Consider the following 11153-nt stretch of genomic DNA (forward strand, 5'->3'; position numbering starts at 1 on the left):
AAGATGGCAGAAACGAAACTTTTAGGCTTGCGTTCAGTAATCTATGCCGCCCCTGATCTGAATCGAGCCAAATCGTGGTATGCACAGGCCCTAGGCATTGAACCATACTTTGACCAGCCGTTCTATGTTGGTTTCAACGTTGGTGGCTATGAACTGGGACTTGACCCCAATTTGCCACTTGCAGAAGGAAGCACGATAACCTACTGGGGTATTGAAGATATAGAGGTTTCGGTACAGCATTTTCTGGATTTGGGCGCGAGCATTCACGCCCAAATCCAGCATGTAGGCGATGATATTCACATTGCCGCCCTGAAAGACCCGTTTGGTAATGTGGTTGGACTAATTGAAAATCCACATTTCAGCCTTTGATTAAATGAACACGACCTTGGCTAAAGACTACAGCAACGATCCTCACCGCGAAGCGGCTGGAGTACGTGTGGTCAAGCGGGTTATCAAACTGACCATTTTTATTGTATTCATAGGGTCAACAGCTATCTTGTTTTGTAACTATTGGGTTGTTTACAACACGCGAAATCAGATTTATTTTAATATTCACGAACTTCCCGCCAATGACGTTGGGCTGGTGCTCGGAACGAGCAAGTTTGTCCGGACCGGAAAAGAAAATCTGTTTTTCCGGTATCGGATGGAAGCTACCGCCCGGCTATGGAAAGAAGGTAAAGTGAAGTACCTTATTCTGAGTGGGAATAATGACTCAGAATATTACAATGAACCAGTTGACATGCAGCGGGCTTTAGTAAAACTCGGCATCCCGGCTTCGGTCATGACGCTCGATTATGCTGGCTACCGAACATTCGATTCGGTTGTGCGGTGTAAAGACGTTTTCAACCAGGAAAAAATTACGATCATCTCTCAAAATTTTCACAACGTCCGCGCCCTTTATATTGGTAACCATGAAGGTATGGAGGCTATAGCATTTGCCGCTCAGGACGTGCCCGACGGATACTCCCTGCGTACATTAATTCGCGAGTATCTTGCTCGTCCCTACGCGCTACTCGATGTATATTTTATTCGACCTCAGCCCAAAAAAGATAACTGGGAGCATAAACGTAATTCCTGATTACCCTAACTTTCGGGCTAAAACCAACAGCCTCCTGTGCAGCAAATACTGCGCAGGAGGCTGTTGGTTTTTAACAAATTATGAGACAAGGAAGGACTTAATTATGTTGTCTAATTTTATTTTTTGTTAATAAAATGGCTTGCGTATTGGCAATAAGGCAAGATTACCTACCGTTTAATCAACAAAACAAACCAAACGCAACAATGAAATTTACGTACTTTGCAGTGGGAATAGCGCTGTTTTGGGCAACAGCTGCGTGTCAATCAGACACGGAAAATGCTCAGACACCTGCACCGGTTATGTCTTCAATATATAAAGATGGAGGCACCGGAACCACCTCCCTAACACCAGACCTTGCAGGGGCTCGGGCTGCCCTGGCTACAACGACCCAGCAACAGGAAGTCCTGACTTACATCAATCAGGCCCGTTCCAAATCGTGTCAGTGTGGTACAACTGTATATCCGGCAGTACCCGCCCTAACACTGGATGCCCAACTTAATACGGCATCCGATAAATTTGCTGTCGATTTAGCTACCTATAATTATTTTAATCATACCGGTCGGGATGGGTCACAACCCTGGGATCGCATGACCCGCGAAGGGTATGCATGGCGTGCTGCCGGTGAAAACATTGCAGCTGGGTATACAACAACGCGCGCGGTTGTCGATGGCTGGCTCAAATCACCCGGTCATTGTGCCAATATAATGAGCGCCAATTTTAAAAATGTTGGCGTAGGATACGGATATAGTAGCACAAGCACCTACAAAAACTATTGGGTAACTGATTTCGGAACTCGTCGGTAGATCTTAGTTTGTCACCAATAAAATCAGATTTTATTGATGACAAACTAAGATCTAATCTGGAGGCTTGGAAAAAAGATGCAATCAGAAAACGTTTGATCTTAAGCAGTCACATATACCTCTTTCTTTAAATCGGCAGCCAAAAGAGTGTTGTTGAGCCCGTTATATAAAACATGCTATTCTATTTTCTGTTACAGATGAATTATCTCAGTTGATGCCATATTGTCTACGGGTAAAAGTGTTTCCGGATTTTTCGGAAGCCCTAAAATATTACCTTACCTTTGTCGATTATTTCAGCATTAGAATCTCTAAACGGGTTAATAAAGCTGTTTTTAAATAAAATATCCAACTTCTGGCTAACGTAAACTGAAATACTACGCCGGTTTTTAACCAGAAAAGATACGTCGCTGACTTGTACTGGCTGTAATGATTTACGCCCCAAGCTAATCAGGTAACGCTATTATCAGAATTGATTATGATCCCAAACGATGAACTAATCCGCATCATTGATTTATTAAATACGACCTATGAAGGAGAAGAGGCTTGGCATGGTCCATCGGTCGTAGATGCATTGAGAGGAGTAACGCCCGATTTGGCTGGCCGACGGATTGCGCCCAATACGCACAGTATTGCCGAACTGGTTTTTCACATGACCAGCTGGCGTATATTCTGCGTAAAAAAAATGCAGGGTGACGAGTTGTTCGATATTACAACCCCTAATAAAGATTTTGGCGCCTTACCCGACAAGATCGATGCATTTGAGTGGGAAGCCCTGGAAATGGAGCTAAGCTTGAGCCAGGAAGAACTTGTCAATGAACTCGATAAACGCGACGACGATGAGTTTTTAGAAGATATTGTGCCTGGCCGTACATATACGTACTACGATATGCTTCATGGTATTATCAATCATGATCTATATCACACAGGTCAGATTATGATTATCCAAAAAGCATTAGCTGTTAAAGCCACTGGTTCTCGTTTCGATGATAATGACGCAGATGAATACGGTTCACCTTTCGGCAGTAGCAGCGAACACGACGATTATTATTAATAAGTATATATCTCATTCACTCATTGAATTACTGGATCGTTAAATCAGAACCTGAAACCTACGGGTGGCACCATTTTATTGAACAAGGCCGTGCCGTCTGGGACGGCGTTCGCAATTATCAGGCCCGTAATAACCTGAAAGCCATGCAACTGGGCGATCAGGTTCTGTTTTACCACAGTGTTACCAAGCCCGGTGTCGTTGGCCTGGCACGTGTTGTGCGCGAGTGTTACCCGGACCCAACCATACCTGAAGACACCCGTTGGGTGGCCATCGAACTGGAACCAGTAATGGCCCTGGATAAAGCTGTCACACTGGCGCATATCAAAGCCGAACCCCTGCTGGCAACGATTAGTCTCATCAAACAATCTCGCTTGTCGGTCATGCCCGTTCGGGTCGATGAGTTTGAACTAATTTTGAAAATGGGACAGAATAATAGTGAAGAGTGAATAGTGAAGAATAAGGTGAAACTATTTTTCACTATTCACTCTTCATTCTTCACTGACAATAAACATGGCTGATATACAACTGATTACCCCTGAGAAATGGGCAGATTATGAGTTAATAGATTCAGGTAATTTCCAGAAACTCGAACGCTTCGGCGAGTATATCCTGTCTAGGCCTGAGCCTCAGGCAATTTGGGATAAATCGCTTTCTGATGCTGAATGGGAAGATCAGGCACAGGCGACTTTTAGGCGGGATAAGCAATCACCCGAGCGGGGCGATTGGAAAATATCGTCCGATATGCGTGACCCTTGGTACGTTACATTTAAACAAGGGGGCTTGAATCTGAAGTTTAAGCTCGCCCTGACAACATTCAAGCACGTGGGAATTTTTCCCGAACAGGCGAACAACTGGCAATATATACACGACAAAATAAAGGCTATTTCTGCTGAAGTTCCCCGGCCCAAAGTCCTGAACCTGTTTGCCTATACGGGTGGTGCGTCGCTGGCCGCTCGTCAGGCAGGCGCTGATGTTACGCACGTCGACGCCGTAAAGCCGGTTATTAGTTGGGCACGAGAAAACATGGACCATAGTGAGTTGGATAATATTCGCTGGGTAGTTGAAGATGCAGTAAAGTTTGTTCGGCGCGAAGTTCGCCGGGGCAACCATTATAACGGCATCATTCTTGACCCACCTGCCTATGGTCGCGGGCCGGATGGAGAAAAATGGGTGTTAGAAGAGCAGATCAACGACTTACTCAAGTCTTGTGCTGATTTGCTCGACCGCAGCGATTTCTTTTTTATTATCAATTTGTACTCGCTGGGCTTCTCGTCGCTTATTCTGGAAAACCTGATGGGCCAAATATTCGGCAACGTCCCAAATCCCGAATGGGGTGAGTTATGCATGGAAGATAGCCATCAAAAGCGGCTACCTTTAGGTGTATTTTATCGATTCGCATCATGAACAGTATAAAAGAGCGAAAGAGCGAAAGAGTAAAAGAGCGAGAGAATAAAGGTGAGAACAGGTGTAAATCGCGCTTTCACTCTTTTACTCTTTCGCTCTTTCACTTTTTCGCTCTTTCACTTTTTCTTTTCGCCTGCGGTAACAACGATCGGCAGACGGCCCATATACCGGATTTCCCTAAACCTGGCGATAGTAGTCGGGTTGAGGGTGCATTACGGGCGCTCACACTGGCCATCAACCAATCATCGCCTGCATCGGCTTATGCTAAACGGGCGGCTATTTTGCTGGCAATGGGCCGGATGAGTGATGCCCTCGAAGATATTGACGAAGCCATCAGCCGGAATGATAATGCAGGTGCCTATTATTTAACCCGCGCTCAGATTCTGCGGGCTTTGCAGCAACCGGCTAAAGCCCTTCAAAACGCCCAGCGAGCAGAAATACTGGGTATCGACACCCCCGAACTATACACCTTGCAGGGGGATTTATTACAACAGCAGAATCAATTCGATAAGGCTAAACTATACGTAGCCAAAGCACTGCAAATGGCTCCTTATGATGGGGAAGCCTACTTTTTTAATGGACTTATGGCCGCCCGGCAAGGCGATACCGCACAGGCATTAGCCCTTTATCAGCAGTCACTTCGGCTGAAACCCCGTTATCTGGAAACGTATAATCAATTAGCGTCTATCTATAGGATACTTGGTGATTTAAATTCGGCTCTCGCCTATAACCAGCAGGCATTACGGTATTTTCCTAATAATGCCCGTCTTTACTACGGCCGGGGGTTGATTTACCACACAGTTGGGCAACTTGATAGTGCCATGACGTATTATCGACAGACCATGAAAGTGCAGCCGAATTACTACCAAGCTTATTTTCAGGTGGGGCTGATCGATCAGAAATACCGGAATTATTATGCCGCACTGGGTAATTATCAGCGTGTTCAGCAACTTCGGCCTCAGTTTCCGCGTATTGATACGTACATAGGGTATTGCCATGAGCAGATGGGCCAGTATGATCTCGCCATTGCAGCGTACACGAAAGCAAGCCAGCAAAACGCCACCGACCAACAGGCTGCTGCCGGTTTATGGCGTTCACAACGAAGACAATACGCACAAAACTCGTATAACTCCTTATTTTTGCCGGATACGGTAGCTAAACCGATGGCGCAGGTGCGAAGCCGGACAGTGATCGACACAACCCGGGTTCGTATTTCTACCATTCAGCCAAAGCCTCGCGTAACAACGAGTGCCGGCGATTCGCTACAGCGAACCATAAAACCGATTAATTGATTTATGATATTTGAATTAAGATGCACGATTGATGGTATGTCAGCCTAAATCGTACATCGTAAATACTATAAGTGGCTTGCAGTTGTAGGTAAGCCGCGGGTGCCCACAATTTAATTAGTAAAAGTATGATTGCGCAGGACGAACAAATCCGCGTAACGCTGCCAGATGGCAGCGTTCGGGAGTATCCCAAAGGAAGCACCGGGTTGGATATTGCCATGAAAATTAGTGAAGGACTGGCGCGTAATGTGCTGGCCGCCAAAGTGAATGGGGTGGTGCAGGATGCCACACGACCTATTGAGGAAGATGCCAATGTCCAACTGCTGACCTGGAACGATACCGAAGGGAAATCCACGTTCTGGCACTCATCAGCTCACTTACTGGCCGAAGCACTGGAAGCCTTGTATCCGGGCGTGAAGTTCGGTATTGGGCCACCAAATGAAACCGGTTTTTATTATGATGTCGACCTCGGTGGACAGCCTTTTTCGCAGGAAGACTTCAAGAAAGTAGAGGATAAAATGCTCGAACTGGCCCGCCAGAAACAGCAGTATATCCGCACCCCAATGGGCAAGGCCGATGCCATTGCTTATTTTGAGGAAAAAGGCGATCCATATAAACTTGACCTGCTCGAAGGGCTGGTCGATGGAACCATCACGTTCTATACGCAGGGTGCTTTTACGGATCTTTGTCGGGGGCCACACATCCCGAATACAAGTTTTATTAAAGCGGCAAAGATCATGAACGTGGCCGGAGCCTATTGGCGCGGCAACGAAAAAAATAAACAGCTAACCCGTATTTATGCGGTTACGTACCCCAAGCAGAAGGAACTCGACGATTACCTGTTCCTGCTCGAAGAAGCCAAAAAGCGGGATCACCGGAAACTGGGCAAAGAGTTGGAACTCTTCGCGTTTTCAGAGAAAGTAGGAGCGGGGCTACCCTTGTGGTTACCCAAAGGAACTGTACTGCGCGAACGGTTGGAGAATTTCCTTCGGAAAGCGCAGGTTCGGGCAGGTTACTCGCCCGTTGTGACGCCCCACATCGGCAGCAAGCAGTTATATGTAACGTCGGGACACTGGGAAAAATACGGCGAAGATTCGTTTCAGCCCATCAAAACGCCCAACCCAGACGAGGAGTTTATGCTTAAACCCATGAACTGCCCGCACCACTGTGAAATTTACAAAACCAAGCCCCGCTCGTATCGCGACCTGCCATTACGACTGGCCGAGTTTGGCACTGTATATCGGTATGAGCAGTCGGGCGAGTTGCATGGACTAACACGGGTACGTGGTTTTACGCAGGATGATGCGCACATCTTCTGCCGTCCCGACCAGGTGAAGGAGGAATTCATGAAAGTGATCGACCTGGTACTTTATGTATTCAAAACGCTCGGATTTTCAGACTATAGCGCCCAGATTTCCCTGCGTGATCCTGAAAATAAGACAAAGTATATCGGTTCCGATGACCTTTGGGAAAAAGCCGAATCGGCCATTATTGAAGCTGCCGCCGAAAAAGGATTGCCAACGGTTACCGAGCTGGGGGAAGCGGCTTTCTATGGCCCTAAGCTGGACTTTATGGTGCGTGACGCCATTGGTCGGAAATGGCAGTTGGGAACGATTCAGGTTGACTATAACCTGCCGAATCGCTTTGAACTGGAGTACATTGGTGCCGACAATCAGAAGCACCGGCCTGTCATGATTCACCGGGCACCGTTTGGTTCGATGGAACGGTTCATTGCCATTTTGATCGAGAATTCGGGGGGTAACTTTCCACTCTGGCTTTCGCCGGATCAGATTGCCATTCTACCTATTTCCGAAAAGTATGAGGACTATGCCAACAATTTATTCTTCACTTTACAGGAGAATGATATTCGCGGCTTTGTCGATTTGCGCGACGAAAAAATAGGCCGTAAAATCAGGGATGCTGAGATCAACAAAGTGCCTTACATGCTCATTGTGGGCGATAAAGAATCGGCCGAGGGTACTGTATCCGTTCGGCGCAAAGGCCAGGGTGACCTGGGTAGCATGAGCATCGAAGACTTTGTTAAAACCTTTCAGGCAGAGGTAAAAGTATAATGATACGTTGTCGGTAGTAAGTTCATATGTGATAAGGATCAGGTAAAGTTTGCCTCTGGGGCTTAGTACATATGAACTTACTACGTACAACTTCTTGCTCAAACTTGCACCGAATGAGTATTTTCGATAGATTCCCGAACTTTTTAAGCCACAGTACGTTTTCAAAACGAATTAAAATAGCACACTAAACACAATTTATGGCATTACCCCAGCGGAGACCACCCCGTCGTGTGGTTGAAGAACCCTACAAAGTTAATGAGCGTATCCTGGCTCGCGAAGTGCGTGTTGTGGGCGAAAATGTAGAACAGGGCATCTATGAGACAAATAAAGCGCAGGCAATGGCCAAAGCGCAAAACCTTGACCTCGTTGAGGTGTCTCCTAATGCCGTGCCGCCCGTTTGTCGTATTGTAGACTACTCCAAGTTCAAATACGAGCAGAAGAAAAAGCAAAAAGAGATCAAAGCGAACGCTACAAAAGTCGTTATCAAAGAAATACGCTTCGGCCCGAATACCGATGATCACGACTTCGAATTCAAACTTAAGCACGCTATTAATTTCCTGAAAGAAGGGGCAAAGGTGAAAGCCTATGTTCAGTTTGTTGGTCGGGCCATCGTTTTCAAAGATCGAGGCTTCCAATTGCTGGAGCGCTTTTCCAAAGGATTGGAAGAATATGGCAAGATTGAGTCTGAGCCCAAACTGGAAGGCAAGCGGATGAGTATGTTCCTGTCGCCTAAAGTAGTCGTCGCTAAAAAATAATAAGGTATTGAGTGGAGGCAAATCCTTCACTACATAGCACTAAACTGAAACCCCAATAGGAAATAAGCCATCGGCTTGGGTTCTATTGGGGTTTTTAGTGATGAGAGTTACCCAGTAATGCTTTTTTGCGTATCTTTGCGGCCTGTTTACTTAATTTTCCATTACATAGCGGTTTACTATAATGCCAAAAGTAAAAACCAATTCAGCTGCCAAGAAGCGTTTCAAGCTGACAGGCACTGGAAAAATCAAGCGGAAGCACGCCTTCCATAGTCACATTCTGACTAAAAAATCGACCAAGCAGAAGCGCAATCTTGTGCATGACACCACGGTTGATCGTACAGACGAACGTCGCATCAAAGCGTTGTTGAACGTCTAGTACAAAAAAAGACGCAGTTGCGTCTGGTTTTAAGTTTCACCCGGTGCCCGGCCCGTAAAGAGGAATGAATAATGAATAATGGAAAATGAATAATTAAATCGGTTGTATCCGTAATACTTTATTCATTATACATTACACATTAAACTCCCGCCGATCATCAAAAAACAGTTTACACACAATGCCACGTTCCGTCAATCACGTAGCCTCGCGGGCACGTAGAAAGAAAGTAATGAAATTGGCCAAAGGGTACTTTGGTCGTCGTAAAAATGTTTGGACAGTAGCTAAAAACGCTGTCGAAAAAGGGTTAGGGTATTCGTACCGCGACCGTCGTGCCAAGAAACGCGATTTCCGGGGTCTCTGGATTCAGCGTATCAATGCTGGTGCGCGTCTGCACGGTATGTCATATTCTGCCTTCATGGGTGCTCTTAACAAATCGGGCATCGAACTCAACCGTAAAGTATTGGCCGATCTGGCCATGAACCACCCGGAAGCATTTGCTGCCGTTGTTGGACAAGTGAAGTAAACAGAAATTAAGTAATAGGAGCGAGGAGTGAGTAGTAGGAGTGGCTAACGCAAGTTTGTCTCCTGCTACTCACTCCTCGCTCCATTTTTATTACGTCTGTACGATCTTCGTTTTAATACCCGTTCGCGCACTATCTGCCTGTAGGCCCAGCAGGTACACATCTATTTCTGAATCACCTACCCGAAATACTTGCCTGACTGTTAGTTCGGTTTCCAGTAACGTTTTCAGTTGCTGAAATCTGGAGGTACGCGCTTTCTCCTCGTCGCCAAACCAATCATCTTCTATGGTAACGGGTTCCCAGAAGTCAGCTTCGGGAGTTTCTTCAACATAAATGGACGGGGGCAGCATGAGCCAATCCTTAATTTGACTAACCGTAAGGGGATCAGCCTGTTTCAGGTAGCAGGTTACCGTTTCAATAGGTTCATCTGATTCGCTTGGATAAAGTAAATCGGTAAGTAATGGACTTATCTGTTCGCTTAAGGGTCCATTTTTTAAAACCTCATCGCTACTTTTCGGGTTTTCGTTCGTCATAGGGAAGAAATAGATTCACGCTAAAATTAACCGATTCCTGCTGAAGTATGCAGCTAAATCCAGCTAATTTTAAGACTTGGTCTCCATTAAACCTATTTCCGTTAACTTTTTTAAACAAAAGAAATCATGTTAGAAACCTTAATGAATCTGGTTCAGCAGCAGTCCGGCCAGGCGGTCATCAATAATCCGGCTATTCCGAATAGTCAAAACGATAGCGTCATGCAGACAGTTGCGGGCAGTATCATGAGTGGTCTGGGCCAACAGGCGCAGGGTGGCGGTTTAGGCAATCTGCTCGGCATGGTTGTGAATGGTGGCGGAAACGTTCAGGGAAGCCCTGTAACACAAGGTGTTCAGCAGCATGTTGAGCAAAGCCTAATGGAGAAATTAGGTATATCGCCCGCAGTAGCCATGTCGGTGGCGAGTGCAGTAGTCCCTATGGTACTTGGCAAACTAATGAATAAAGCGTCTGATCCAAACGATTCCAGCGTAGATGGCAATTCGATTCTGGGTGCCGCTACCGGCCAGCATGGCGTTGACTGGATGGGTATGGCTGGGTCAGCTATGGCCGACGGAAAACTGGACATGAACGACCTGATGCGGGTTGCTGGTCAGCAGACCGGTAGTGGTGGCGGTGGTTTACTTGGCGGCCTGGGTGGTATGCTTGGCGGCATGTTCGGCGGTAAGTAAACCTATATAAACTTTAGAGTAAAAGGCAGGCCATAGCGGTCTGCCTTTTTGCATTAGTAGGTAAGTTATTTGACGCTTAATGTTTAACGATGGGAGTATTGTAAGACTGGAATGGCTAGTCGAAAACCAGTTCAAGCAAAACACTTACTACCGCTATGCAGGCAAATGCGACGGCTAATCTGGTATGGCCAAGTCGATAGAGCAGAAAGGCTGCCAGCCCGAAAGCCATAGCACTAAATAAGAGTCGAAAGGGTAAATCCAGCCTATTTGCTGATTTTGGCGCTGCCAGAATACCCCATAAAGTAGCTGCTAAAAGGGGTAAGCCCAGCCCAAGCAGGTATTTTTCAACTATTGATTTCTCGCCCTGAAATCCCCACATACCAAGTATAATAAGCATTCCAATTTCTAACAGAAAGGCAACAAGCTGATGTAGTAGTTTAATGAGTTGCATCGTCTGTGAATTATTTAATTGATATATCGTTTGTACATGCCTTCTTCAGTGTAAGCGCTGACTTGCGATTCGTCCAATTCTGTTGACAGACTCTGCCATCTTTGGATTTTAGAACGTGATCGAACGCCAATATGGC

The 11153-nt window shown here is 46.1% G+C and carries 14 protein-coding genes; 12 read left to right on the top strand and 2 right to left on the bottom strand.

Annotated elements, in window-relative coordinates; all coding sequences use genetic code 11:
- Positions 1–3: 3 nt before the first annotated feature.
- From CWM47_RS33795 to rplT, 11 genes are all read left to right on the top strand, one after another.
- Positions 4–369 carry a VOC family protein gene (locus CWM47_RS33795; protein WP_100992922.1) on the top strand — a complete coding sequence of 122 codons (366 nt, stop codon included), beginning with the start codon at positions 4–6 and terminating at the stop codon, positions 367–369.
- A 4-nt stretch (positions 370–373) separates the two neighbouring features.
- Positions 374–1078 carry a SanA/YdcF family protein gene (locus tag CWM47_RS33800; protein ID WP_206170568.1) on the top strand — a complete coding sequence of 235 codons (705 nt, stop codon included), beginning with the start codon at positions 374–376 and terminating at the stop codon, positions 1076–1078.
- Positions 1079–1377: 299 nt separating this feature from the next.
- A complete protein-coding gene (locus CWM47_RS33805) occupies positions 1378–1881 on the top strand; it encodes a CAP domain-containing protein (RefSeq protein ID WP_240625601.1) in 504 nt (167 codons plus the stop codon).
- A 472-nt stretch (positions 1882–2353) separates the two neighbouring features.
- Positions 2354–2929 carry a DinB family protein gene (locus CWM47_RS33810; protein WP_100992924.1) on the top strand — a complete coding sequence of 192 codons (576 nt, stop codon included), beginning with the start codon at positions 2354–2356 and terminating at the stop codon, positions 2927–2929.
- 23 nt (positions 2930–2952) lie between these two features.
- Positions 2953–3375 (top strand): EVE domain-containing protein, encoded by a 423-nt coding sequence (locus CWM47_RS33815; RefSeq protein ID WP_100992925.1) that lies wholly within the window; start codon positions 2953–2955, stop codon positions 3373–3375.
- A gap of 64 nt (positions 3376–3439) precedes the next feature.
- Positions 3440–4333, top strand: coding sequence for a class I SAM-dependent methyltransferase (locus CWM47_RS33820; protein WP_100992926.1), 894 nt, complete (start codon positions 3440–3442; stop codon positions 4331–4333).
- On the top strand, positions 4330–5625 hold the full coding sequence (locus tag CWM47_RS33825; RefSeq protein WP_100992927.1) for a tetratricopeptide repeat protein: 1296 nt from the start codon (positions 4330–4332) through the stop codon (positions 5623–5625). The genes CWM47_RS33820 and CWM47_RS33825 overlap by 4 nt, the downstream gene beginning before the upstream one ends.
- 125 nt (positions 5626–5750) lie before the next feature.
- A complete protein-coding gene (thrS, locus tag CWM47_RS33830; protein ID WP_100992928.1) occupies positions 5751–7694 on the top strand; it encodes a threonine--tRNA ligase in 1944 nt (647 codons plus the stop codon).
- A gap of 197 nt (positions 7695–7891) precedes the next feature.
- Positions 7892–8449 (top strand): translation initiation factor IF-3, encoded by a 558-nt coding sequence (infC, locus tag CWM47_RS33835; protein ID WP_100992929.1) that lies wholly within the window; start codon positions 7892–7894, stop codon positions 8447–8449.
- A 181-nt stretch (positions 8450–8630) separates the two neighbouring features.
- Positions 8631–8825, top strand: coding sequence for a 50S ribosomal protein L35 (rpmI, locus tag CWM47_RS33840; protein WP_100992930.1), 195 nt, complete (start codon positions 8631–8633; stop codon positions 8823–8825).
- A 178-nt stretch (positions 8826–9003) separates the two neighbouring features.
- Positions 9004–9348 carry a 50S ribosomal protein L20 gene (gene rplT / locus CWM47_RS33845; RefSeq protein ID WP_100992931.1) on the top strand — a complete coding sequence of 115 codons (345 nt, stop codon included), beginning with the start codon at positions 9004–9006 and terminating at the stop codon, positions 9346–9348.
- A 90-nt stretch (positions 9349–9438) separates the two neighbouring features.
- Here the strand turns inward: rplT and CWM47_RS33850 are convergent, their stop codons facing one another.
- A complete protein-coding gene (locus tag CWM47_RS33850; protein ID WP_100992932.1) occupies positions 9439–9879 on the bottom strand; it encodes a nuclease A inhibitor family protein in 441 nt (146 codons plus the stop codon).
- A 126-nt stretch (positions 9880–10005) separates the two neighbouring features.
- On the opposite strand from CWM47_RS33850, the gene CWM47_RS33855 reads away from it, so the two are divergent.
- On the top strand, positions 10006–10566 hold the full coding sequence (locus CWM47_RS33855) for a DUF937 domain-containing protein (RefSeq protein WP_100992933.1): 561 nt from the start codon (positions 10006–10008) through the stop codon (positions 10564–10566).
- A gap of 115 nt (positions 10567–10681) precedes the next feature.
- On the opposite strand, the gene CWM47_RS33860 is transcribed toward CWM47_RS33855, so the two are convergent.
- Positions 10682–11017 carry a YrdB family protein gene (locus CWM47_RS33860; RefSeq protein ID WP_100992934.1) on the bottom strand — a complete coding sequence of 112 codons (336 nt, stop codon included), beginning with the start codon at positions 11015–11017 and terminating at the stop codon, positions 10682–10684.
- Positions 11018–11153: the final 136 nt, after the last annotated feature.

Origin of the sequence: Spirosoma pollinicola, assembly GCF_002831565.1 — a bacterium.
GTDB classification, from domain to species: domain Bacteria; phylum Bacteroidota; class Bacteroidia; order Cytophagales; family Spirosomataceae; genus Spirosoma; species Spirosoma pollinicola.

What these genes read in the sequence shown, in the direction of transcription:
- CWM47_RS33795 (WP_100992922.1), top strand. Translation starts at nt 4, where the DNA reads ATGGCAGAAACGAAACTTTTAGGCTTGCGTTCAGTAATCTATGCCGCC.
- CWM47_RS33800 (WP_206170568.1), top strand. Translation starts at nt 374, where the DNA reads ATGAACACGACCTTGGCTAAAGACTACAGCAACGATCCTCACCGCGAA.
- CWM47_RS33805 (WP_240625601.1), top strand. Translation starts at nt 1,378, where the DNA reads ATGTCTTCAATATATAAAGATGGAGGCACCGGAACCACCTCCCTAACA.
- CWM47_RS33810 (WP_100992924.1), top strand. Translation starts at nt 2,354, where the DNA reads ATGATCCCAAACGATGAACTAATCCGCATCATTGATTTATTAAATACG.
- CWM47_RS33820 (WP_100992926.1), top strand. Translation starts at nt 3,440, where the DNA reads ATGGCTGATATACAACTGATTACCCCTGAGAAATGGGCAGATTATGAG.
- CWM47_RS33825 (WP_100992927.1), top strand. Translation starts at nt 4,330, where the DNA reads ATGAACAGTATAAAAGAGCGAAAGAGCGAAAGAGTAAAAGAGCGAGAG.
- thrS (WP_100992928.1), top strand. Translation starts at nt 5,751, where the DNA reads ATGATTGCGCAGGACGAACAAATCCGCGTAACGCTGCCAGATGGCAGC.
- infC (WP_100992929.1), top strand. Translation starts at nt 7,892, where the DNA reads ATGGCATTACCCCAGCGGAGACCACCCCGTCGTGTGGTTGAAGAACCC.
- rpmI (WP_100992930.1), top strand. Translation starts at nt 8,631, where the DNA reads ATGCCAAAAGTAAAAACCAATTCAGCTGCCAAGAAGCGTTTCAAGCTG.
- rplT (WP_100992931.1), top strand. Translation starts at nt 9,004, where the DNA reads ATGCCACGTTCCGTCAATCACGTAGCCTCGCGGGCACGTAGAAAGAAA.
- CWM47_RS33850 (WP_100992932.1), bottom strand. Translation starts at nt 9,879, where the DNA reads ATGACGAACGAAAACCCGAAAAGTAGCGATGAGGTTTTAAAAAATGGA.
- CWM47_RS33855 (WP_100992933.1), top strand. Translation starts at nt 10,006, where the DNA reads ATGTTAGAAACCTTAATGAATCTGGTTCAGCAGCAGTCCGGCCAGGCG.
- CWM47_RS33860 (WP_100992934.1), bottom strand. Translation starts at nt 11,017, where the DNA reads ATGCAACTCATTAAACTACTACATCAGCTTGTTGCCTTTCTGTTAGAA.